Raw genomic sequence first — 22085 nt, forward strand, 5'->3', positions numbered from 1 at the left:
CTCTGCTATATCAAACTAAATATTAATTAGAAGGCTCATACCATATAGGTGAACCCCATGCCCTTTCAACAATCTGTTTTGGAATACGATCGGGGAAATCTACTCCTTCACGGATTTCATCATATAAATTCCACCTGGCAGTAGGCAATTGTAAAACTCTTATGTAATAATATGCATATTCATTCGGGTCAAAATCAGGATCAGTCCATACACCCATTAACTCCGCACTTCCTTTTTCTTTATTATACTCACCGGTTTCAAGATCTACAGGAGCATCTATCGGAGTTACGGATCCATCAGAATTCATTCTGTCTCCAGAAGCTACAACATTGTATACTTTATCTTTCATTTCACCATTTTCAACCCATCCCTTTATGATCTGAATTCTATCAAGTCCTGGTCCGATTGGGTCTTTTATTGCCCAAACCAAAATTTGAGGTGCAGATTCTCCATTATAATTTCCTCCCATCGGAACTCCATTTGCATATCCTGCTTCAACTAGAGCATTATTTGATTCGTAGCTATCCTCATAGTCCTGACCGGCAAAAGCCCTGACTTTCATTCTTGGTCCACTGGTGGCAAAAGTCTCTTTGGCATACATAGCATCCCAGATAGCCTCACGGGTATTGGATGTTGCCCACACACCTGTTATAGCTCCCGTACTCATGTCAGCTACAGTTAGCTCACCATCCATATCCCTGGTAGCCCTGTCTTCAGCGGTCTTATCTACTACCCCATGGCTACCTACCATATAATTATCTTCAGCTACATTGCTGGGGCTACCATTATGACTATCAGTACCACCAACGAAACCATATTTAAATGGGTTAGTCCCAAATTCCTCCTGATATTTTAATCCTCTGGTCAGACCATACCTTACAAAATCTTGCTTGGTAAAGATTCGATCATTGAATTTTTGTATAGAAACCGCATTTTCAAAATCTGCAAACTCATCATTTGGCCAGAACTTTGGAAATACCTCTGAATTACCTTTGATCTGCATCATTTCAATCAATGGTTCCATACTATTTCTTAATTCAACATATTCTCTAGTAATCGGATCTCCGCTTAGTGTTTGTTCAGCAAATTCCATTTGCTTTCCTTCATTTGAGTTATGCGGTACACAAAATACTCTCATTCCTTTATCACGCTGCTCCTGTAACCACTCCCAGAGTTTGATTGGATCGGGACTTTCATTAGAAGAAAAGGGTATTTCCGGAAGATTTGTATCTCTAAAGAATACATTTCTATGAAGATTCGCTTCATCTGGTGCAGCAGACCACTCATAGGCGTGAATGGTAGTGAAAGTTCCAGGATCGTAATGCTTTTCTGTTGCCTCGATATTTCGTTGCCAGGCTGATTTAATTGATTCTTCACCTTGGAAAAACGGTGGATGAGGACTTCCTCCCCCTGCTAATGCATCCAGAACATATTTTTTATAGAGGCCTAAAGCCTTTTGATAGTCTGTCGTTTCTCTGAATTCTTTGGCAACCGGATGATCATACCCCGGGGCTCCGGAAGTTAGCAAAGACATCGATTCACCCATGAATTCTGAGTGGTCTGTCACCGCACACCAATCCAAAGGTCTTTTGATGCTGTGCATACTTCCATTTACCATGACTTCTTCGCCTTTGGCAAATCGATATGCTTCGTCCGGGGTGAGTCGGGTTCCAGCTATGAAAGCATCCATCGAAACACCGGTATGCAAATGTGTTTCTCCAAAATAGGCTTCCTTTAATGGATTTTCTTCAACTTCTCTTGAAGTTTCAGTGTCTGTAGTCATTTCGGCATTCTGATCATCAGAATCCTCATTAATATTACCACAACTCACCAATACCAAGATAAAGATTGTGTACAATAGGTATATTATTTTTTTCATAATTAATTAAGAGGCGTTTTGCTTATATAATTTAAAAAAAATAATATTAATCACTGATTTAATATGATTTTTTTATAAATACTTATATATGAAAATTAATGATTTTCATATATAAGTGAAGCTATTTACAACGGCTATAAATTTTCTTTTTATAAAAGCTATAATAAGAAATGCTAAACACCTATAATACTAACGGTATAGAATATATTAAGCATTTAATCTCCGGCATGAATTCCTAAATAATTTACTGCAAGTTTTGGTTAACCTTACTGCAATAAAATTATTACTAAAATCATTTTACAGCACCCATAATCAATTCAATATCTTCTTCTTTGTATGCAGGATTTGCACCAGGTTTAGAACAAACATAAGCACCCATGGCACTGGCAAAATCAAGTGCATTTTGTGGGGATTCTCCTTCGTAAATTTTAAAAACTAATGAACCTAAGAAAGAATCACCTGCTCCTACTGTATCAACTACCTCAATATCATAACCGGAATTATAATAGAACTCCCTATCAGAATAAAATACAGCCCCTCTATCTCCCTTTGTTACACAGATCTTATCAATCCCGGAATATTGTGATATGCATTTCATGGCATCTTCAATCCCTTCAAAAGGCTGACCATAAACTAACTTAATGATCTCTTCTATCTCCTGATCATTGAATTTCACGAAATCTGCTTTATTGATAAGACCTAATAGATTTTCATTGGTATAATAAGGTGCGCGAAGATTAATATCCAATACATTTAGAGCATTATTATCCAGCAGTTTTATAAGGGTTTCCCTGCTTATTTCATTTCTTGAAGCCAGAGAACCATAAATAAAAATGTCGCTGCTATCTACCACATTTCTTAAATCTTCGGAATACTGGATTTCATCCCAGGCAACAGGTTGATTTATTTTATATGTCGCAGTTTTATTGTCATCCAGGATGACATCAACCGTACTTGTGGGAAGTGTTGAATGCTTAAAAATTGATGAAGTATCAATTTTCTTTGCAATTTCATTTAATAATAAATCCCCGTTTTTATCCTCTCCTACAGCGCTAATCAAGCTGACACTGGCACCAAGGTCATTCATTGTAAGGGCTACATTTAAAGGGCCCCCGCCTATTTTTTTATCTTCATTAAAGACATCCCAAAGTATTTCTCCAAATGCAACAACATTAATTCCTGTCTTTTCCTCGTTCATTTCAGTTTTTATTTTAACAAAAAATAAACGAATTCCTGCCAAAACAAAATTTAGTAAGATGTTTAAGGATCAATTTTTCTCATATTGTTTTCTGATTTGAATATCTCTCTGACTGTACCTAAAGTCACAATATAGAATAACTCAAATAGCTAAATTGATATCAAATAATATCATTAGCCATGGAAAATACAGAATTAAACAAAGTAACGCAAATGCCCAGAATTGGTGACCTTGCTCCGGATTTTGAGGCTATGACGACGAAAGGAATTATTAAGTTTTCTGAATATGCTAAAGATAATTGGGTTGTTTTATTTTCGCATCCAGCTGATTTCACCCCAGTATGTACAACGGAAATGAGTGGATTTGCTCAAAGAAAAGCTGAATTTGATAAATTAAATACCCGGTTAATCGGATTAAGTATTGACAGCATTCATTCTCACCTTGCATGGGTCAATAATGTAAGGGAAAATACAGGAGTATATTTTGACTTCCCTATTATAGCCGATCTGGATATGAAAGTATCTAAACTTTATGGTATGCTGCAGCCTAACGAGCATGAAACAGCCGCCGTAAGGGCAGTATTCTTCATTGATCCTGAAAGAAAGGTAAGATTAATCATGTACTACCCTCTTAATGTTGGTAGAAATATGAATGAAATACTAAGGGTGTTAGAAGCATTACAGATTTCAGATAAACATAAAGTAGCCTTACCTCTCGATTGGCAAAAAGGTGATAAAGTGATTATACCACCACCAAAAACTCTCGAAGAAATGGATGAAAGACTGGCAGATGATTCAGTTGAGAAAACGGACTTCTACCTCGCTAAAAAAGAATTGGTCTAGTCTTTTTTAGCTTAATGATAAGTGGCGCTTAACCGGCGTCACTTTTTTATTTTCCTTGTTTCAGCTTTTTTTACTGATTTCAAACTCCTGAATTGCCCAAATAATGAGAATAAACCCAACCCCGGTCAAAGCAGGTGGGGCTATATCGTTTTTAACACCTAAATAGATCATTATTACGGCAATTATTAATAGCAAAATACTGATCAGGTTAATTTTGTTTTTCTTAGTCATAAGCAACACATTTAAATAAATACTTTAACGATATTTGGCTTGACATATAAAAAATAGAATTAATTATAGGTCAATATCAACAACAACCGCATTATGGTCGGAAATAAAATCATCTCTCGTTGGTATGATCATCGTATCGAATTTCCTCAGGCTGTGTGATAGTAAAATATGATCGAGCTGCTCTTGCGTTCCAAGGTATGTATAAGTATTTCGAGTTGTCTTATCTTCAAAATATTCATCATCTCCTGATTGGATCAATTCTTCATAAATATCATCGAATCCCCTTATCCTCAATATTACCGGGTGTCGTTTTTCACTATTCAAATCCCCCATTACGATAACATTTTTATTTTCAGCCAGTGATTCAAGTACATATCTTCGTACAATTGAGGCTTGCCCTAATCGCTGGTAATCAGATTCCGCCCCACCCCTTTCTGATTTCAGATGAAGCACATAAAAATCTATTGTATCACCATCAATATCGATTGTTGCTTTTAATCCTTTACTCACACCGGTATCATCAGTTTGATCTCTGTCTGGCTCTGTAAAATAATAAGATCTGCCATCTAATTGATCTTTGCTTTCAATGATTGGGAATTTAGAAAGTATTGCAGCTCTTTGTCCGGTAATATTATCTCTGGAAAAACAAACTACTGAGTGGGAGTAATTAGTCCCCAGGCTATCGAGCTTATCGATAAGTAAACTCACTTCTTCCTCCTGGCCTACCTCCTGTAATCCAATAATATCAGCATCTAAGGTGTGAATATATTTTGCCACCTCAATTGTCGCCTCATTAAATTTCTTGCTTCTGAACTGATCAGTCCACTGGTCACGAATATCCTGACTAGTGTCACTTAATCTGAATGGTAGACTGTATTTTACATGAATCGTCTTTTCTACCAGGAATTCGCAATTGAACGTTGCTATTCGAACCTGTGAAAACAGGTAATTGGTGGCAAGTATAAATACAGTCAATATTAATCCTAAGGCCTTCATGTACTTATAATTTAATGAAAATCAACCAATTAAAGAATGATTTTTCTATAATTATAAGTCTTAGGTATTAATTTTTCATCATACCGATAATACCAGATTCCAGTCCTCTCAATTCTGCCAGACCTCTTAATCTTCCTATTGCTGAATATCCGGGATTTGTTTTTTTGGTAAGGTCATCTAACATCTGATGCCCGTGATCAGGTCGCATCGGGATGGGATGTGATCGTTTTTGTTGTTCTATAACAAGTTCTTTCATCACATTAAACATATCCACATCGCCTCCAAGGTGATCAGACTCATAAAATGAGCCTTCTAAATCACGTTTTGTGCTTCTCAAGTGAATAAAGTTGATCTTATTTCCTAGTTTTCTAACCATCCCTGGCAGGTCGTTATGCATCATGACACCAAAAGAACCGGTACAAAAACATACTCCATTACTTGGGCTATTTATAGCATTTAAAATACCCGTAATATCCTTTTCGGAGCATACCACCCTGGGTAGCCCCAGAATCTGATATGGTGGATCATCGGGATGAAGAGCCATTTTTATGTTATTCTTTTCAGCTACAGGGATAATTTCTTTCAGAAACTGAATTAAATTATTATGAATATCCACATTTGATAAACCTTCATAAGTTTTGAGAATCTTTTTGAAATCATTAATTGAATTCACACCTGCAGTCATTCCACCAGGTAATCCTGCTATAATATTTTTTGTGAGAGTTTTAATTCCTGAATTACTTAACTGTTTAAAATAGGCTTCTGCCTTCTTGATTAATTTTCATTATAATCTTCAAATGCGCCTTTTCTCCTTAAAATAAAAAGTTCAAAAGCAGCGAAAGCAATCTTATCAAATTTCAATGCCGTAGATCCATCAGGCATTACAAAATTGAGATGGGTACGAGTCCAGTCAACTACAGGCATGAAATTATAGGTGACGATATTTATCCCACATTTACCAAGATTTTCTATCGTTAAATTATAATTATAGATATACCGATCAAATTCTCCTGATCTTCGCTTAATATCTTCATGAACAGGAATGCTTTCTACTACGGACCAGGTTAGCCCAGCCTTTTCTATTACCCTTTTTCTTTCTTTTATTGCTTCAACTGGCCATATCTCTCCTATTGGAATTTGATGTAATGCCGTAACTATACCAGTTGCTCCTGTCATTTTAATATCTTTCAAGGTAACAGGATCTGAGGGACCATACCATCTGAATGTTTGTTCTAATCTTTTCATGTTATATTCCCGAATATGCAGTGAATCCGCCATCTACAGGTACGGTAATTCCGGTTACCAGGCTACTCGAATCACTACACAACCATAAAACTGTGCTGATCAATTCTTCAGGTCTTCCAAATCGTCTAATTGGAATATGTTCTATAATTTTCTCTCCTCTTTCTGTGAGTGAACCATCATCTTTCAGAAGTAAATTTCTATTTTGCTCCCCGATAAAGAAACCAGGTGCTATTGCATTTACACGAATTTCAGCAGAATATTTTTGGGCCATTTCAACTGCCATCCATTTAGTGAAATTTTCGATGGAAGCTTTTGCTGCAGCATAACCTACCACCCTTGTAAGCGGTTTGTGAGCAGCTACTGATGAAATATTTATTATACACCCTGAATTTTGCTTTGCCATTTGCTGGCCAAATATTAAAGATGGCAAAACCGATCCCTGTAAATTCAAGTCAGTTACTTTACTAAAGTCATCAATATTCATTTTAAAAAAATCATCATCAGGCCCTATAGTTGCTCCTGATACATTTCCTCCTGCTGCATTGATTAAGATGTCTACCTTTCCCCATTTTTCCAGAATTTCATCACTGGCATCAGTCAAGGAGGCTTTATCTAATACATTTGCAGCAATAGTAATAACCTCAGTTGATGTTTTTTTTATTATTTCATTTTTGCTTTATCTAGCTTTGTACTAGTTCTCCCTAAAAGAACAATTTTTGCTCCACGAGAGGCTAAACCTGAGGCCATTGCACTCCCAAGCACACCACCACCTCCTGTTATTATAGCTATTTTATTTTTAATATTATCTTCGTACATAAGATTCTAATTTGAAGGGGATTTTTGCAAAAAACAATTTAGTGATTTGAATAATTCATACTCAAAAACGGATTTATATCGACACAAATCACAACTGTCTTTAATTTAAAAAATCTATATAGTAAATTATAGTACATAATTAAAATACAGTTCAAATAAATGAAGGACTAAAATAAAGTAACTCCATTCACCTCTGATATATGCACATAAAATATATACCAGGTTTTTTAATTTTCTTTCTCCTGTCTTCACACTATAGTTTTAGTCAGGATGAATCGGATAGTTTAAGTAGAAATATATCCGGTAAAGTGATTAGTTCCGGAGATAGCATAATTACAGATACAACCCGAATTATTGAAGATGCTCCTCTGGATATCGGACAGGATCGGGGATTGTTTATTATTAGCGATGATAAGAAATTACAATTAAGGATACTCGGGTCCGTTAGGTATCATGTGGTAATGGATCAGAATAATTTAGAGTCTGAAAATTCTTTTAACACTCATGAAATCCCAACAGGTGATGATAATGATCCGATTTTTAATTATTCAAATCAAATCAGTCAGACCAGACTCGGATTTGAAGTAACACAAAGCACAAATCTGGGCAATATTTTTGTGAGACTGGAAACTGATTTTGCCGGACCTAACGGGTTTAGGATACGTCATGCCTATGGTCAATTTAAACGAGTTCTTTTCGGGCAGACATGGAGTTTATTCTCTCATGTGACATCCGTCCCAGCCACAGTAGATTTTGCCGGACCAACATCGTCAATCAATTTACGTACGCCACAAATAAGATACAGCATACCAAATATTGGAAAAGGCTTCAGCCTGGATATTGGATTAGAGTATTTAATTCCAAACATAAATATACCCGATAGCATCGACGCAGAAGTATTTCAATTATTACCTGATTTTACGGCAAGGATCAAAAGAGAATATAAGTGGGGGCAGTTCCAATTATCCGGTATTTTACCAGTATTATCAGCACGAGGTCCTAAAGATAATGTATTTATAAAATATGGTTTTGGTGCAGCAGGATCTATTGTGGTAAATTCATGGAAAGAAGGGAAATGGTATTTTCAAACAGTGGTAGGTAGAGGAATATCAAGGTATTTTAATGATTTAGATAATAATGTTTTAGATGTATTGGTTAACGATAGTAATCAATTGGTTCTACCTTTAAATTATGGATTCAACGCAACCTACGAGCATGCATGGAATGATAAATGGCAAACGAGTTTCACATATGGTGTATTACAAGTTGAAAGGTATGCCGTTAATCCTCCAGACTGGTATTTCAGGGGGCAAACTATTAGGTCTAATACTTTCTGGAATATATCAGATGGAGCAAGAATCGGCGGAGAAATTATCTGGGGTCAACGCACAAATAGAGACTTTACAACAGGAAACGCTGTCAGATTAAATGTCTTAGTTTATTATGACTTTTGATCCTTCAGATTTTAACTGTTAGATTTTGCATATCTCGATCTGAAATGATCATTATCCTTAAAAACGCATTCATTAATCTCATTGATCTTATTCCCTTCTTCTTTGTCTACTTCTAATATATCGATTAAGGAAACTCCTACTTTTGGCATTACCTTGTCTCGCATCATGAAATATACCTTATCTATTTCAGGATGAAGCAATAAGCTTTGAGTTGTTGGAGTAACACTTGAATATTTTTTCTGTAAAAATCACACATATCCTGAAGCATGTGATAAGGATGAGAAAAGTCAAATTCATAATTTTCTCTGACTTTATCTATGAGACTATCTGGCATTTTTCCCTTTTCATAAGACTTAGCTACTTCATGTGTTTTATAATCAACCTCATCAAAATTTGAATTGCCATAATTCAGTAATTCAGACTCTTTTTGAAGAAGTAATATTTTCATTAACTGTTCCAGGGATAACCATAATAGGTTGCTCCCGCCAACAGTGCCACCGCGTATCCACAGGTATCTACCTTGAATATAATTCCTGTCAGCGGTAGATAACCAGTTGTTTAATACCTTGATAAAATGTTTGTTTTCAGCCATATATAAATTTAAGAAAAAGAGGCCTAAAATAATGAGACTCAAGTCACATATATGAATTATTAAATCATTCATTAATAAAATGCTTAGAGTGGTAACCTATATCATTATTCATTCACTAAACTATAAAAGCAAGAATTAATTTATTAGCTTATATTATGATAAGGACAGAAAATCTAATTTTATACTTGAATAAATACTGAATCATTAAAGACCAAAACCACCCAGCCATGAAAAAAAATATACTTTATTCTTTATCAATAATTTTATTCTCAATAGTTATCTGGGGTTGTAAATCCTCAGGATCTACATCCAGTGGAGATAAAGATTTTACAAAAATGCCATTGGCAGAACTCGATATAAATTCAAGACCTCTCGAACTAGGTAATATTGGGCAAATATATCGAATTCAGGATCCACCTGCTGCTGAAATGCGCTTACCTGTCACTTCGGACATAGCAAAGCAGCTTTTACCAAAAACCATAAGGCTTTTTCGTTATGAGGAAAACGATAATTTATGGGTAGAGATTAAAGATTCATATTATGATATTGAAAACAATGAAATAATAGCAAGTAATTTCAAACCCGGACTGTATACTGCCAGTGGATGGTCCGCCAATCCTGCAGCCAATGCCATGCAACGATTGATCTATGATATGAGTAAGGGGTTTGAACCTGTTTTTAATGATGAGCAGCTCTACCAGGATCGGGATAATAATATGAATATTGATTTCAGAACGACAATCGTTCAAAATTGGATTAGTTATAGTGTGAATCTTGAACGAATTACCTGTGAAACTATTGATAGTGAAGATTGTAATGAAAACTGTCAAAGACTAGCCGGAAGAACAAAATTGAGTTCCTGTCCGGAGGATTGCCCTGAACCTCAATGTTGCGAGTGTATAAAATTTACCTGGCCGGAAAAAATATTAATACCGGTTAGCTTTTTAGATATTCCCGATATCCCATTACCACGACCAATTTGTCCTTATGGATTAAGTTGCCCGACAAATTCGGATAATACGATCATCGCTCCAACATTGGATGTTCCTGATTATTCTTTTATGAAAGACCTTGGAATGGATAGATTGATAAGCGATCCGGCGTTAAGAGATAATTTACATCAGCTTACCGAATTAATCATTGGTAAGGAATATCCAGTTCCACCGCCCTGGCCGGCGAACTAAGTAAATCTAGATAAGGTGAGCTAAGCCTTGAAACTATTTATAAGAAAGAATCCTTATCTATTGAAATTAAAGTTTAAGATGCTGACTATTTCAAGCTTCAAAACAAAATTACAGCACGAAAAATCAAAGAACAAAAATCTACTTTAGATATTTCCATTTCATCAACAGAAGGCATTCAGCATCCTGAAGAGATTCGCCCGGGAAAACACACAGTAGCTGTTCATTTCTTAGATCAAACTACTTACTCTAACCTTGTAGGACATAATGTACAATTAGTTCGATTTGATAATGGCTACGATGCTGCCTTACTAAATGATTTAGGAAATTATATGAATTGGGTACTACCCGAAGGACTAACTTCTCATTCACCTGAAGGAACTACATTTATAGGAGGAGCAATGGAAATGATGCCAGGAGTATCCTACTATTATGTAAACCTCAAACCCGGCACATATGCATGGATCGCAGAAGTTCCGGACCCCGCCTCTAAAGGTATGTTAAAAGTATTTACCGTTGGTCCACCACAATAGAGAAAACTTAGATGTAGAGCAATAAATGGCCATGATTATTCATGGTCATTTTTTTTGATTAAAATTTATTTTTGACTGAGCGTTTGAAACGCTTCTTTCAATGCCATTGTATATCAGGATCTTTCACCTTAAAACAATAATCATTTAACATATCCAAAATTCAAACAGTGGTAAAATTTATAACTTAAAATGCTTATATTATTAATAGAATTATATTCGTTCCGATTTCATTTTCAATAAGTGAATTATTGGTAATAGGTAAATAATTTGCTCTATTAAATCTGTTTGAAAATTAATAATCTACTAATAAACACCACCTAAATAATTATCTATATGGGTATTTATCTTGTTTCATAAACTCAACTCTAGACTAATATGATGCTTTACAATATTCCCTACTCCAAATCCAAAGGCCTATTTTCCATTCTTTTATTACTAACCATTGTGACAAATCCTGTTTTAGCTCAGCAAAAGGATCAAGATGAGAAATATACTCCTTACGAACTACTATCTAGTTATTACAATAAAGACTTTAAGCCTTTTGGTAAAAGAAATGTGTACATTGGATTATCTTTTTCTCTGGAAGACAGGAATTTGTCGAACACAGATTTTTTATTACAAAGAGTAATTGATGGTGAACGTTTGGATTATAATATTGTTCTAAAGAGTGGTTATTATACGGGTAATTATGGTATGGTTGGTTTGAATGTTAATTATTACCAAAGTAAATTTGATGGTGATGTATTTCGCGATCCGGATACACTCCGATCTAACAGGATAACCAGAGGATTTGCTATAACTCCTAATTTCAGGTCGTCAGTGCCGCTTACCAATAATGAGCGATTGAGCTTTTTCACAGAACTTGGATTTACAATCGGTAGAAGTAACTCATTAACCAGGGAGACCATGAATTTAGACGAAATAAATAAAATCTACAGTACAGATTATAATTTTCGACTGGGTTTAAGTCCAGGAATCACTTTTTTCGTCATGGAAGCGTTTGCTTTTGAGGTGCAGTTGGATGTTTTAGGATATGAGCTTAAGATTGAAGAAAAGACGACTAACAATGAAGATTCTTCCAGGGAATTAAGACAAAACGTTGATTTCAATATTAATCTTCTATCTCTAAGATTTGGATTGGCTTATTATTTCGGTGCAAAAAACATTAAAAATTAAGAATATGAGAATATTTAGTTATTTGTTCATTTGCCTGTGTTTGGTTTCATGTGTAGAGGAAGATTACTTTGGTTTATCTAATATTGGTAACATAAAGAATATTGTAGTCAGCAATCAGGCAAAGAATGCCAGTATTAATACTCAAGATAAACAGTCCGAGTTGAAATACCCGGTGGAGTTGATCTTTCAACGATTACAATAGAAACATTGGAAATTTCATCATTCGCGACTTCTGATAAACAAGTTGGAGATGTACTTGATCTGAATTCACCTCAGGAAATTCAGATCACAGCAGAAGATGGGAGCACTTATGTATGGACAATTACTTCATTTGTCGCTTCTGCTACACCCCAACTCGATAACGGAGATCTCAATCTATGGTACCAAACCCCTTCTAATTATTATGAACCAGGAGAAAGTGCTTCTAATACCATATGGGGGACCGGTAACCAGGGTACACAGATATTAAATAAACTAGCCACTATACCAGAAGATCTGGGTAATGAAAACCTGGCTGCAAATATGACTACTTTGGATAATGGGTCTTTAGCGGGCACATTTGGAGCCCCAATAGCTGCCGGATCTATTTTTACGGGGAGGTTTAATCCCGACGAAATTGACATCTCAGATCCAGAGGCAGCAATCGAATTTGGCACTCCTTTTACTGGAAGGCCGGTAAAAGTGCGTTTTAAATACCAATATATACCCGGAGATGTTAATAAAAATAAAGTCGGTGAGGTATTAGAGTACCCCGATATGCTTGATATCTATGCTCTATTAGAAGTACGACTGGGAGGGAAAACTGAACGTTTGGCAACAGCATGGTTTAGAAGCAGCGATGTTGTTGAGGAATTAATTACGAAAGAGATTGAATTTACTTATGGCGAATTAGACGCGAGTTTTCCGGATTACATGAGACCAACAGATCATGGTTTTGTAAGTGAAGATTCTGCAAGTTTTATACTACCAACTCATATTACTTTTGTTGCTTCCAGTAGTTTCGATGGAGCTAATTTTGCAGGAGCAATAGGTAGTGAACTTATCATCGATGATATCGAAATGGTATATGAGGAATGAGATTCTCTGTGATTTCTTATATGATAATAGCTAATGTCCTCACGAAACAGTTTTGACATTAAGTTAGATATTGATATCAAATCCATGGATCAAAATAAGTCTGAGTCCGACAAAGAAAATTAATATGGCTGTTAGAATTCCTATAATTCTCAGATTTAATCTTTTAGTCGATATATAAGACCCCAGCATACCTCCAAGTACTACTGCAATAACCAGGTTAATCAACAATTCATAATCTATTATAAATGTTCCTGCTACATTTAATCCAATAATGCCAGCTATAGAATTGACTAAAATAAATACTGAGGCCAGTGAAGCAATGACACGGGCATTTTTCCAGTTAAGTAAATTGAGTGTTGGAGATAAAAAGATCCCACCTCCTATACCTGATAATCCAGAAATAAATCCAATTACACCTCCAAGTATAAATTTCTTAGGCTTAGATAACTCTGTCGAATTCAGATCTGTCCTTACAAATTTCAACACCATAAACAAACCGGCTAGTAATAATGCTCCTCCCAGAATGATAAAAAATAATGTTTCAGCAAATTCTACGGTCGCTCCCAGGTAGGCCATCGGGATACTCAGCACAAAAAATGGCCAGACGAGCTTTAATTTTAGAATTCCGCTTCTGATGAACATAATAGTTCCGATCGAAACGACACATACATTTAAAACTAAAGCAGTAGATCGGATCTCGTAAAAATCGGTTAGAACCAGGCTTAATAAAGCCAGGTAACTGGATCCACCACCAAAGCCTATAGAACTATAAAATAAAGCAATGAAAAAGAATATAAAGGGCAGGTATTCTAAAGACATCTTAAATCAAATAGCATTCAATTTTATCACCTTTTTTTAATGTGGTATTTGCATCGATAAAGGCTAATGCATTACCCAAAGCCATTGAATGAATCATTGAAGAACTTTGCGCATTTAATATTTCTACTGATTCATATTCTACCCTGGCTTTTAAAAATGAAGGCCGATCTGATTTATTGGAAAAGTCATGACTGATGGAAAAAGGAAATCGGCTCAATCCGATGGTATTAGAACCACTCAATTTTCGTAAAAACGGAAGAACATAAATATAAAAACAGCTTAATGAAGATGCCGGGTTACCGGGTAAAGCAAATACAAACTTTTCTCCTCTACGACCAAAATAAAGTGGCTTACCTGGTTTTTGGAATACTTTATAAAAGAGTTCCTCTACCCCATTTTCCTCCAACCCTTCTTTTACATAATCATAGTCACCAACTGATATACCACCACATAAAATCAGCACATCAGAAGATTCCAGGAGTTCTTTAATACCCCTTTTTACAGCATCAAATTCATCTTTAATATGTTTCTTTTCCCGACATGAAAATCCATATTGTTCACATGCAGAAGCTAATGCATAACTATTTGATTCGTATATCTGCCCTTCTTCTTTTTCATCTCCTAATTTAGCCAGCTCGTTACCAGTAGTAATTAGGTTGATTACCGGTTTTTTATATACTTCCAGCTTTTCAACACCCAGGCTTCCAATAAGTCCTGTCCCGGCTGGAGTAATTGTATAGCCCTTTTCAAATACTATCTGGCCTTTGGTTAGCTCTCCTCCTTTTCTCCGGATACTTTGGCCTTCTTTAGGCAATTCTTCTAAAATCAATTTAGATCCTTCCACCTTAGTTTTTTCCTGCATCATTACAGCATCGGCACATTCCGGAACTCGTGCACCTGTAAATATTCGGACTGCTTCACCAGGATTTAAATTCATTTCCTGATTGTCACCAGCCGCAATTTCACCGACTAAAGTATATTCTTTTTGAATACCACAAAGAGCATAGCCATCCATAGCGGAATTATCAAAGGAGGGAATATCAAAAGATGCAGTGATATTTTCAGCAATGGAATATCCTGTAGATTCAGCTAAATTCCTTTTTTCCTTTTTTAGAACTGGGGTTTGATCGTTAATTAACTTTAATGCTTCTTCTATGGTTACCATTAGCCTCCAATTGAAATCATTGATCGATTTTTTTCAAAATGATCCGCATCCATCTTCACATCCATGCCATCACGGGAATATTTCTTTTTCTTTATAGCGTTTAATATTATATCATCTAATTCTACTCCATTTCTCATTGGTGTTAGCAGATCGGTTTCTGAATTTGCGAAAAGACAATTCTTCATTTTACCATCAGCAGTTAGCCTTAAGCGGTTACAATCACTGCAAAATGGATTTGTTATCGTACTTACAATCGCAAAACTCCCTTTATGATCCGGAATTTTATAGTTTACTGAAGTACTGTGCTTTGGATTTTCAAGTTCTTCTATTTTACCATATTTCTCTGAAACCATATCGAGAATCTCCTGTTTTCCTACTCCATTACTCCAATCCCACTTATTACCTTTAAAAGGCATGAATTCAATGAATTTAACTGTCAGATTTTTGTGCCTGGTCATTTCTACAAAATCATTGATCTCCTTGTCATTAACACTCTTTATCAACACAATATTCAGCTTGACTTCCATATCCATTGCTAAGGCCTTTTCCAGGTTTTGCATGATCCGGTCAAAATAATCTCGCTTCGTAATGAAGGCCGATCTGGCTTTATCAAGGGTATCCAGGCTTAGATTGATCTTTTTCAATCCGATTCGTTTGAACAGATCCAGGTATTTATCCAGAAGAATCCCATTGGTAGTGATTTTTAATGTCATACCCAGTTTCGATAATTCTTCAACAAGGTAACCGAAGTTTTTTCTAACTAACGGTTCACCACCGGTTAACCGAATTGTATCTACTCCAAGATTTTTAAAAATGGTAGTGAGCTTAATGATCTCCTCCAGGCTCATGATGCTCTCCTTCTCAGCTAGCTGAACACCCTCTTCCGGCATACAATAGAAACATCGAAGATTACACCTGTCCGTCAGGGAGATCCTGAGATATGTATGTGGTCTTCCGAAATTATCTATTATTTTCGGCTTGTTAATCATGTCTTTTCCCTTCTATCACTTTAAAAACGTGTAAAATATGTGGGAATATCGCATCCATACACTCTGCAGCTCCTTTACTGGAACCTGGCAATGAAAGTATCACTTTCCCATCTTTAATTCCTGCAACCGATCTTGAAAGCATAGCATAAGGCATTCGCTGCTGACCGTAATTTCTCATGTGCTCTTCCACTCCTTTCAGGTGGAAATCCAGCAAGGGTTCGATAGTATTTGGTGTAACATCCCTGGGACCAACTCCTGTTCCTCCCGTAAAAATGACCATATCCGTATCATTTTCTTCAACAGCTGTTTTGATCTTTTCAGGATCATCAGGAATAACCAATTTATCTGCCTTTACTCCAAGTTCACCTAGCTTCGTAATTATGATCTCTCCGGCTTTATCTTTTCCTTCACCTTTAGAAATAGTATCTGAGCAAACAACTACTTTTGCCGTCAACTCATCGATATCGAGATTAAATGATGATTTACCGCCTTTTTTCTGCTCAAGTTTTATGGTACTGATTTCAATATTCTTGTCGATTGGTTTAAGCATGTCATACATGTTTAAAGCCACAATACTTGCCCCATGCATCGCTTCTACTTCTACACCGGTTTTATAGATAGTCTTTACAGTAAATGATATTACTATATCCAATCCGTTGATCTTATACTCAATCCCGGTAAACTCAATAGGCATCGGATGGCAATCAGGTAATAGCTCCGGTGTTTTCTTTACGCCCAGTAATCCTGCTGCTTTTGACATCTCGAATACATTTCCTTTCGGGACTTTGTTTTCTTTGATCCTTTGAATCGTTTCAGCACTACTCGTTTTCACTATAGCGGTGGCTGTAGCTTCTCTAAGGGTTGTTATTTTATGGGTTATATCGATCATTTATTTACTTTCCATTGATGGGTTTCATCTTCGAAAATCTCTTTGCCGAAAATGGGCACTTTAGCCTTAATTTCTTCTACAAAATAATTTGTTGCTTTAATTGCGATTTTTCTACGAGCGGAAGAAGTGAATACAAACAAGCACAATTCGCCTTTATTGACTTTTCCCAGGCTGTGGTAGATATGAGCACAGGTGATGTCAAATTTTAAAAAAGCAGATTCTCTTATTTCGTGAAAAACCTGTTCCGCCATATCTTTGTATGCGGTATACTCAATAGCGTATACCGTTTTGCCATCAATCTCATCTGCACGCACCTGGCCGAGAAAAATGCTATGCGCACCAATATTGGTTTTAGATTGATGATTTGCCACCGACTGGGCAATTTTTTCGGGTGGTATAGCACCTTCAACAAATACTTTCTTTGGTTTTTTCTTATCCATTTATAATTGTTTCTAATCCTCCTTCAACATTCTTTAAGTTTTGTAATCCAAAATCCCTTTTTAGTAAGTCAATAGCTTTTGCACTACGGACTCCTGATCGACAGAAAACCCACACTTCATCCTTAACAGGTATTTCATTAAATCGATCTCTCAAATTACTAAGAGGGATATGAATTACATTTTCTGAGTGTACTTCGGGTTGTTCAAACTCTTCGCGTACATCCAGATATACCTTGGTTTTTATTTTTAACTCACAGTTTAATCTTTCAGGAATGATACCCTGTAACTTTACTTTCTCTATTTCTTCAGGTCTTTTCTGAATAGTCAAGATCTGCTCAGTTCCCTGCATTACATTGATTAACTTTAGTTTACCTGAAAGTACTGATCCTCTACCCAGAATCATTTTGATTATCTCTGTAGCCTGGAGTATTCCAAGTAATCCAGGTGTCACTCCTAACACACCGGTAGATTCGCAACTTATATTTTGCTTTGTTGTTATGGGGAAAAGGCACCGATATGAAGGTCCATCCTCGTAATTAAAGACAGATATCTGACCTTCATTCTTGTAAACAGAAGCATATACCCACGGCTTGTCTGTTAAAACACACGCATCATTGATCAGGTATTTGGTTTCAAAGTTGTCTGTACCATCGAGAATAATATCAAAATCTAAAAAAATCTTTTGAGCATTCTCATGACCTAATGCTTCATCAATGGCAATAAGTTCTATCTCAGCGTTTAACTGCTGTAATTTTTCTTTCGCTACGAAGACTTTTGATTTTCCTACATCTAATTCACCAAATAAAACCTGCCTGTGTAAGTTTGTAATTGATACTCTGTCGTGATCCATTAACCCGATTTTTCCGATACCAGCACCAACAAGGTATTGAGCAGCAGGACACCCTAAACCTCCAACACCAACGATCAATACGCTGGCGTTTTTAAGTTTCTCCTGTCCTGAAGATCCTACTTCACTTAGTTTTATTTGACGGTCATATCTCATCATCCTCCCGCGAAAGGTGGTAAAAAGGCTACCTCATCCCCTTCTTTTAATTCACTTTCTAATTCTAAATTCTGGTTAACAGCCAGTTGAACTGACTCGGGATCTGCAATCTGGTATTTCCTGATTTGCTGATCTTTAAATTCAGCTACTGATATAGCTTCATTTACTTCCAGAAGCTCTTCACTTTTCCCGACTGCCTCGGCGATCATCCCAAAATATTTAACATTTATCTTCATTGCTTTTCCAACTGTTTTAATAATTCAACATCTTCAGTAGTGTCGATGTCAATATTGCCTCTTTCAAATTCAACTATATTATAACTAAAGTCCTCCTGGTAGATTAATTTCTTCGCTCCCTGGTCTCCTCTTAGATTTATAACTTGAGAAAACACTTCTTTTGAAAAATTGCAGGAACTCCTGGTTCATTCTCATAACTGGAATAAGTAGCATTCCCTTTTTGATTTAATTGTACTTCCACCAGTTTACTAATTAAGCTTTTTGAAATAAATGGTTGGTCTGAAAGTAGAAAAAGAATATGAGAAAGAGCAGGTTCTTTCTCTATTGATTCTACCACACCTTTTCTGATACTTGATGCAATTCCTTCCTTCCAATTTTCATTGAGCAGAATTGTAAAGTTCTTTTCATCGATCTCATTTTTAATATTGTCAGCTTCGGCTCCCAGAACAACAATTTTAGTGTCAAAATCGAATGATTCTGATTTATCAATTGCTAGTTGAAGTAAAGTTTTACCCTGAAACTGAACCAATTGTTTAGGATGTCCAAGTCTACTGGATGAACCTGCAGCCAATATCACTACCCCTATTTTATTGTTTTTGATCAAATCTTTACTTCTTTAAATTTCTCTATTCGTTTATCGTGAATGGGACCTTCCTTTTCTTTTAAAGGTTTTGCCAGGGTATTGGTAAGCACAGACTGTATTTCTGCCAATATTGAAAGACCGATCTCTGCAGGTGTTTCAGCCCCGATTTCAAGCCCTACAGGAGCATGAATTTTATCGAGAAACTTTGTTGAAAGCTCAATAACCTCATTTTTTATCTCCTCGAGCATTCGGTTGTATTTTTTAAAAGGGCCAAGAATACCTATGTATGGTATTTGATGTAAGTCCTTCAATAACTTAAATACGGCAAGGTCATAATTGTAATTATGGCTCATTAATACAATGCAAGTTCTTTCATCCACATCAATATTATCGAGTGTTTCTTCAGGTCTTGCAACAATCACCTGGCAATTAGCAAATCTATGTTCAGTAGCATGCGTTGGCCTGCCATCTGCTACGATCACCGTCCATCCCAGCAGTTCTGCCTGTTGAGCTAATATCTGAGCATCATTACCTGCTCCGACTAAGATCAGTTTTACAGGGGGTTGGAAATACTGAATAAAAAGATGTTCTTTTTTTCCATTTATTGAAGTTTCCATGAACTGTGAATGCTTTTGAAGCAATACTTCGTGTGCTTTTTCCTCAATTAAATCATTCAATACGGCTTCCGGAACTGAGCCAATAACCTGCTGATCTTCATTGATCAACATAGAAGTGCCGGATTGTAACTCCTTTTTATTCAGGTTAAACCTGACAACTATTGCAAGTACCTCATTTAATTCGGTAGCCTTTTTCAATAACTCACACGGATTTTCTTCATCTTCATAATCAAGTGGCTCAAACAATACCTGGATAATGCCATTACACCCTAATTGAGCGCCAATTACAGCATCATCCTCGTTATTGGTATCGTAAGTCACCAGTTTATTCTTTTGTTGATTTAAAGCATTCAAAGCTTTTCTTAATGCATCACCTTCGAGGCATCCTCCGCTAATTGCACCTGTAATGTTTCCAAAAGCATCCACTAGCATTCTGGCCCCTGCTCTTCTATAAGAAGAACCTTCAACATGAACTACAGTAGCCAAAACGCATCCAGTTTCATCTGACTTTAGTGTTTCATATTGCGCTAGTATGTCCTCAAGCTCTCTCATACTGCAGTAGCTTTTAACTGATTTACTGCTTTGGATATCTCAGCAGCTGCTAATTCTATCTCTCCTATTGTGGTATTTCTGCCCAGGCTAATTCGAATTGAAGCGAGGGCAAGCTCATCACTCAAACCCATTGCTTTTAAAACATGCGATGGCTTAATTGTATTCGCACTGCATGCCGACCCTCTCGATAAGGCGAGCATATTAAGTTTTCTCAATAAATCCACACCACTTATATTGCTAAAGGAAATATTGATTGTATTTGGAAGTCTTTCGGATGATCCTGAATTTATCTTTGAACCATCAATTTGCAATAATAACTTTTCGAGGTAGCTTCTTAGCGATATTAGTCTATTATACTCTTCATCAAGACACGATAAAGAAATATCTATCGCTTTACTAAAACCTACAATTCCAGGAACATTCAATGTACCGGGCCGCAATCCATATTCCTGGCCACCACCATATAAATGGGGTTCAATATTTATCTTGTTTTGCTTGTTTATGAATAACGCACCAACTCCCTTAGGTCCATAGATCTTATGTGAAGAAAAAACAGCGATATCCGGATTCAATTCTTGAAGGTCTATTGGTATCTTTCCGATTGCCTGGGTCAGATCACTCATCAATTTAGCTCCTTTACTATGAACAATATCCCGGATTTTCTCCATGGGATAAATAACGCCGGTTTCATTATTTGCCATCATAAGGCAAACGAATATTGTTTCTGAGGTGATAGACTTTTCAAGCTCATCAAGATCGATCATTCCTTCGTTATCCACCTCAAGGTAGGTAACATCAAAACCCTCATTCTCTAGATTTGCAATTGTATCTAAAACCGCTTTATGCTCTGTTTTACAAGTTATTATATGATTACCTTCTGATTTATGCTTTTTACAAAATCCATTAATCGCAAGGTTTGCTGCTTCTGTTGCACCCGAAGTAAAAATGATCTCAGTTGGATTACAATTCAATAGATCTGCTATTTCCTCTCGCGCTAGTTCCACAGCTTCATCTGCTTCCCAGCCATATGCATGATCGCTATTAGGATTACCGAATACATTGGTAAAAAAGGGCATCATTTCATCTACTACCCTTTGATCAACAGGTGTTGTAGCATTATAATCCAGGTATATTTTTTCGTTTATTGACATTTAGAGCGTTATATTTCTTTGTATATATCGGTAATCATAATAAAAGGCTCAAGACTAATCTTAAGCCTTTATATTTATCTAAGAATCTTGGTTAGCTCATGATGTTTACCAACTAATTCATTAATCTTTTTCTGAAGACTTTCATATTCTTCTATTACTTTTAAGCCATGGTTAGTCACTTCGGCTCCTCCGCCATCCTGACCACCTTTTTTCATTACCACTAATGGCTGTTCACAGTGATTATTCAGCCTCTGAATTATGTCCCAGGCCTTTTTATAAGACATATTCATTTGACCGGCAGCTTTTGATAATGAACCCAGGCTCAAAATACCTTTTAGTAGTTCATTAGGACCCGGACCGTAAAACCGTTCGCGATCTTCTTCTATCCAGCATTTGAATTTAATCACCTTCTCCATTACAG

The 22085-nt window shown here is 36.2% G+C and carries 26 protein-coding genes and 1 pseudogene; 6 read left to right on the top strand and 21 right to left on the bottom strand.

Translation table 11 applies throughout. The features are described from left to right. Window positions 1-22 precede the first annotated feature (22 nt). Together DCC35_RS12050 and DCC35_RS12055 are read right to left on the bottom strand one after the other, a co-directional pair. Entirely contained in the window at window positions 23-1879 is a 1857-nt protein-coding gene (locus tag DCC35_RS12050) for a DUF3604 domain-containing protein (protein ID WP_137091041.1), read from the bottom strand. A 292-nt stretch (window positions 1880-2171) separates the two neighbouring features. After that, window positions 2172-3077: a carbohydrate kinase family protein gene (locus DCC35_RS12055; RefSeq protein WP_137091042.1), complete on the bottom strand. Its 906-nt coding sequence runs from the start codon at window positions 3075-3077 to the stop codon at window positions 2172-2174. A 179-nt stretch (window positions 3078-3256) separates the two neighbouring features. On the opposite strand from DCC35_RS12055, the gene DCC35_RS12060 reads away from it, so the two are divergent. After that, window positions 3257-3919, top strand: a complete 663-nt coding sequence (locus DCC35_RS12060; RefSeq protein WP_137091043.1) for a peroxiredoxin — start codon at window positions 3257-3259, stop codon at window positions 3917-3919. A gap of 60 nt (window positions 3920-3979) precedes the next feature. Here DCC35_RS12060 and DCC35_RS20700 read toward each other — a convergent pair whose 3' ends face one another. The 5 genes and pseudogenes from DCC35_RS20700 to DCC35_RS21535 all read right to left on the bottom strand — a co-directional run bounded on the left by DCC35_RS20700 (window position 3980) and on the right by DCC35_RS21535 (window position 7207). Continuing rightward, window positions 3980-4150, bottom strand: coding sequence for a hypothetical protein (locus tag DCC35_RS20700; protein WP_175402805.1), 171 nt, complete (start codon window positions 4148-4150; stop codon window positions 3980-3982). Window positions 4151-4213: 63 nt separating this feature from the next. Beyond that, the gene (locus DCC35_RS12065; protein WP_137091044.1) at window positions 4214-5146 is read right to left on the bottom strand and encodes an endonuclease/exonuclease/phosphatase family protein; all 933 of its coding nucleotides are present in this window, start codon (window positions 5144-5146) and stop codon (window positions 4214-4216) included. Window positions 5147-5213: 67 nt separating this feature from the next. Continuing rightward, window positions 5214-6391, bottom strand: a pseudogene (gene uxuA / locus DCC35_RS22085) (mannonate dehydratase). A gap of 1 nt (window position 6392) precedes the next feature. Further along, window positions 6393-7055 (bottom strand): SDR family oxidoreductase, encoded by a 663-nt coding sequence (locus DCC35_RS12075; RefSeq protein ID WP_317129023.1) that lies wholly within the window; start codon window positions 7053-7055, stop codon window positions 6393-6395. Then, on the bottom strand, window positions 7052-7207 hold the full coding sequence (locus DCC35_RS21535; RefSeq protein ID WP_262710339.1) for an SDR family NAD(P)-dependent oxidoreductase: 156 nt from the start codon (window positions 7205-7207) through the stop codon (window positions 7052-7054). The genes DCC35_RS12075 and DCC35_RS21535 overlap by 4 nt, the downstream gene beginning before the upstream one ends. Window positions 7208-7407: 200 nt before the next feature. On the opposite strand from DCC35_RS21535, the gene DCC35_RS12080 reads away from it, so the two are divergent. Then, a complete protein-coding gene (locus DCC35_RS12080) occupies window positions 7408-8661 on the top strand; it encodes a DcaP family trimeric outer membrane transporter (protein ID WP_137091045.1) in 1254 nt (417 codons plus the stop codon). Between the two features lie 11 nt (window positions 8662-8672). Here DCC35_RS12080 and DCC35_RS12085 read toward each other — a convergent pair whose 3' ends face one another. Beyond that, window positions 8673-8828 (bottom strand): hypothetical protein, encoded by a 156-nt coding sequence (locus tag DCC35_RS12085; RefSeq protein WP_175402806.1) that lies wholly within the window; start codon window positions 8826-8828, stop codon window positions 8673-8675. Between the two features lie 14 nt (window positions 8829-8842). Beyond that, entirely contained in the window at window positions 8843-9253 is a 411-nt protein-coding gene (locus DCC35_RS12090; protein ID WP_137091047.1) for a hypothetical protein, read from the bottom strand. A 227-nt stretch (window positions 9254-9480) separates the two neighbouring features. On the opposite strand from DCC35_RS12090, the gene DCC35_RS12095 reads away from it, so the two are divergent. The 4 genes from DCC35_RS12095 (at window position 9481) to DCC35_RS12110 (ending at window position 13220) form a co-directional block, all read left to right on the top strand. Continuing rightward, window positions 9481-10437, top strand: a complete 957-nt coding sequence (locus tag DCC35_RS12095; RefSeq protein ID WP_137091048.1) for a hypothetical protein — start codon at window positions 9481-9483, stop codon at window positions 10435-10437. A gap of 329 nt (window positions 10438-10766) precedes the next feature. Further along, a complete protein-coding gene (locus DCC35_RS12100; protein ID WP_137091049.1) occupies window positions 10767-10967 on the top strand; it encodes a hypothetical protein in 201 nt (66 codons plus the stop codon). 375 nt (window positions 10968-11342) lie between these two features. Next, window positions 11343-12143 (top strand): hypothetical protein, encoded by an 801-nt coding sequence (locus DCC35_RS12105; protein ID WP_137091050.1) that lies wholly within the window; start codon window positions 11343-11345, stop codon window positions 12141-12143. 207 nt (window positions 12144-12350) lie between these two features. Beyond that, on the top strand, window positions 12351-13220 hold the full coding sequence (locus DCC35_RS12110) for a PCMD domain-containing protein (protein WP_217495825.1): 870 nt from the start codon (window positions 12351-12353) through the stop codon (window positions 13218-13220). A 63-nt stretch (window positions 13221-13283) separates the two neighbouring features. On the opposite strand, the gene DCC35_RS12115 is transcribed toward DCC35_RS12110, so the two are convergent. The 12 genes from DCC35_RS12115 to DCC35_RS12165 all read right to left on the bottom strand — a co-directional run bounded on the left by DCC35_RS12115 (window position 13284) and on the right by DCC35_RS12165 (window position 22080). Continuing rightward, window positions 13284-14039, bottom strand: a complete 756-nt coding sequence (locus DCC35_RS12115; protein WP_137091051.1) for a sulfite exporter TauE/SafE family protein — start codon at window positions 14037-14039, stop codon at window positions 13284-13286. 1 nt (window position 14040) lies between these two features. Then, entirely contained in the window at window positions 14041-15204 is a 1164-nt protein-coding gene (locus DCC35_RS12120) for a molybdopterin molybdotransferase MoeA (protein WP_137091052.1), read from the bottom strand. Continuing rightward, window positions 15204-16193 carry a GTP 3',8-cyclase MoaA gene (gene moaA, locus DCC35_RS12125; RefSeq protein ID WP_137091053.1) on the bottom strand — a complete coding sequence of 330 codons (990 nt, stop codon included), beginning with the start codon at window positions 16191-16193 and terminating at the stop codon, window positions 15204-15206. Before moaA ends, DCC35_RS12120 begins: the two co-directional genes overlap by 1 nt. Then, window positions 16186-17082 carry a bifunctional molybdenum cofactor biosynthesis protein MoaC/MoaB gene (moaCB, locus tag DCC35_RS12130; RefSeq protein ID WP_137091054.1) on the bottom strand — a complete coding sequence of 299 codons (897 nt, stop codon included), beginning with the start codon at window positions 17080-17082 and terminating at the stop codon, window positions 16186-16188. The genes moaA and moaCB overlap by 8 nt, the downstream gene beginning before the upstream one ends. Then, on the bottom strand, window positions 17079-17522 hold the full coding sequence (locus DCC35_RS12135; RefSeq protein ID WP_137091055.1) for a molybdenum cofactor biosynthesis protein MoaE: 444 nt from the start codon (window positions 17520-17522) through the stop codon (window positions 17079-17081). Before DCC35_RS12135 ends, moaCB begins: the two co-directional genes overlap by 4 nt. Continuing rightward, window positions 17515-18528: a HesA/MoeB/ThiF family protein gene (locus DCC35_RS12140; RefSeq protein WP_217495826.1), complete on the bottom strand. Its 1014-nt coding sequence runs from the start codon at window positions 18526-18528 to the stop codon at window positions 17515-17517. The genes DCC35_RS12135 and DCC35_RS12140 overlap by 8 nt, the downstream gene beginning before the upstream one ends. After that, window positions 18525-18761 (bottom strand): MoaD/ThiS family protein, encoded by a 237-nt coding sequence (locus DCC35_RS12145; RefSeq protein ID WP_137091056.1) that lies wholly within the window; start codon window positions 18759-18761, stop codon window positions 18525-18527. The genes DCC35_RS12140 and DCC35_RS12145 overlap by 4 nt, the downstream gene beginning before the upstream one ends. Continuing rightward, window positions 18758-18916 (bottom strand): glycosyltransferase family protein, encoded by a 159-nt coding sequence (locus tag DCC35_RS20705; protein WP_175402807.1) that lies wholly within the window; start codon window positions 18914-18916, stop codon window positions 18758-18760. The genes DCC35_RS12145 and DCC35_RS20705 overlap by 4 nt, the downstream gene beginning before the upstream one ends. Then, window positions 18898-19365: a nucleotidyltransferase family protein gene (locus DCC35_RS12150; RefSeq protein WP_137091057.1), complete on the bottom strand. Its 468-nt coding sequence runs from the start codon at window positions 19363-19365 to the stop codon at window positions 18898-18900. Before DCC35_RS12150 ends, DCC35_RS20705 begins: the two co-directional genes overlap by 19 nt. After that, the gene (locus DCC35_RS12155) at window positions 19362-20513 is read right to left on the bottom strand and encodes an XdhC family protein (RefSeq protein WP_137091058.1); all 1152 of its coding nucleotides are present in this window, start codon (window positions 20511-20513) and stop codon (window positions 19362-19364) included. Before DCC35_RS12155 ends, DCC35_RS12150 begins: the two co-directional genes overlap by 4 nt. Further along, window positions 20510-21664, bottom strand: coding sequence for a cysteine desulfurase family protein (locus DCC35_RS12160; protein ID WP_137091059.1), 1155 nt, complete (start codon window positions 21662-21664; stop codon window positions 20510-20512). The genes DCC35_RS12155 and DCC35_RS12160 overlap by 4 nt, the downstream gene beginning before the upstream one ends. A gap of 74 nt (window positions 21665-21738) precedes the next feature. Then, on the bottom strand, window positions 21739-22080 hold the full coding sequence (locus tag DCC35_RS12165; protein WP_137091060.1) for a winged helix-turn-helix domain-containing protein: 342 nt from the start codon (window positions 22078-22080) through the stop codon (window positions 21739-21741). Window positions 22081-22085 lie beyond the last annotated feature (5 nt).

The sequence above is a fragment of the Mangrovivirga cuniculi genome (genome assembly GCF_005166025.1).
Classification (GTDB): Bacteria; Bacteroidota; Bacteroidia; order Cytophagales; family Cyclobacteriaceae; genus Mangrovivirga; species Mangrovivirga cuniculi.

What these genes read in the sequence shown, in the direction of transcription:
- DCC35_RS12050 (WP_137091041.1), bottom strand. Translation starts at nt 1,879, where the DNA reads ATGAAAAAAATAATATACCTATTGTACACAATCTTTATCTTGGTATTG.
- DCC35_RS12055 (WP_137091042.1), bottom strand. Translation starts at nt 3,077, where the DNA reads ATGAACGAGGAAAAGACAGGAATTAATGTTGTTGCATTTGGAGAAATA.
- DCC35_RS12060 (WP_137091043.1), top strand. Translation starts at nt 3,257, where the DNA reads ATGGAAAATACAGAATTAAACAAAGTAACGCAAATGCCCAGAATTGGT.
- DCC35_RS20700 (WP_175402805.1), bottom strand. Translation starts at nt 4,150, where the DNA reads ATGACTAAGAAAAACAAAATTAACCTGATCAGTATTTTGCTATTAATA.
- DCC35_RS12065 (WP_137091044.1), bottom strand. Translation starts at nt 5,146, where the DNA reads ATGAAGGCCTTAGGATTAATATTGACTGTATTTATACTTGCCACCAAT.
- DCC35_RS21535 (WP_262710339.1), bottom strand. Translation starts at nt 7,207, where the DNA reads ATGTACGAAGATAATATTAAAAATAAAATAGCTATAATAACAGGAGGT.
- DCC35_RS12080 (WP_137091045.1), top strand. Translation starts at nt 7,408, where the DNA reads ATGCACATAAAATATATACCAGGTTTTTTAATTTTCTTTCTCCTGTCT.
- DCC35_RS12085 (WP_175402806.1), bottom strand. Translation starts at nt 8,828, where the DNA reads ATGATGCGAGACAAGGTAATGCCAAAAGTAGGAGTTTCCTTAATCGAT.
- DCC35_RS12090 (WP_137091047.1), bottom strand. Translation starts at nt 9,253, where the DNA reads ATGGCTGAAAACAAACATTTTATCAAGGTATTAAACAACTGGTTATCT.
- DCC35_RS12095 (WP_137091048.1), top strand. Translation starts at nt 9,481, where the DNA reads ATGAAAAAAAATATACTTTATTCTTTATCAATAATTTTATTCTCAATA.
- DCC35_RS12100 (WP_137091049.1), top strand. Translation starts at nt 10,767, where the DNA reads ATGAATTGGGTACTACCCGAAGGACTAACTTCTCATTCACCTGAAGGA.
- DCC35_RS12105 (WP_137091050.1), top strand. Translation starts at nt 11,343, where the DNA reads ATGATGCTTTACAATATTCCCTACTCCAAATCCAAAGGCCTATTTTCC.
- DCC35_RS12115 (WP_137091051.1), bottom strand. Translation starts at nt 14,039, where the DNA reads ATGTCTTTAGAATACCTGCCCTTTATATTCTTTTTCATTGCTTTATTT.
- DCC35_RS12120 (WP_137091052.1), bottom strand. Translation starts at nt 15,204, where the DNA reads ATGGTAACCATAGAAGAAGCATTAAAGTTAATTAACGATCAAACCCCA.
- moaA (WP_137091053.1), bottom strand. Translation starts at nt 16,193, where the DNA reads ATGATTAACAAGCCGAAAATAATAGATAATTTCGGAAGACCACATACA.
- moaCB (WP_137091054.1), bottom strand. Translation starts at nt 17,082, where the DNA reads ATGATCGATATAACCCATAAAATAACAACCCTTAGAGAAGCTACAGCC.
- DCC35_RS12135 (WP_137091055.1), bottom strand. Translation starts at nt 17,522, where the DNA reads ATGGATAAGAAAAAACCAAAGAAAGTATTTGTTGAAGGTGCTATACCA.
- DCC35_RS12140 (WP_217495826.1), bottom strand. Translation starts at nt 18,528, where the DNA reads ATGATGAGATATGACCGTCAAATAAAACTAAGTGAAGTAGGATCTTCA.
- DCC35_RS12145 (WP_137091056.1), bottom strand. Translation starts at nt 18,761, where the DNA reads ATGAAGATAAATGTTAAATATTTTGGGATGATCGCCGAGGCAGTCGGG.
- DCC35_RS12155 (WP_137091058.1), bottom strand. Translation starts at nt 20,513, where the DNA reads ATGAGAGAGCTTGAGGACATACTAGCGCAATATGAAACACTAAAGTCA.
- DCC35_RS12160 (WP_137091059.1), bottom strand. Translation starts at nt 21,664, where the DNA reads ATGTCAATAAACGAAAAAATATACCTGGATTATAATGCTACAACACCT.
- DCC35_RS12165 (WP_137091060.1), bottom strand. Translation starts at nt 22,080, where the DNA reads ATGGAGAAGGTGATTAAATTCAAATGCTGGATAGAAGAAGATCGCGAA.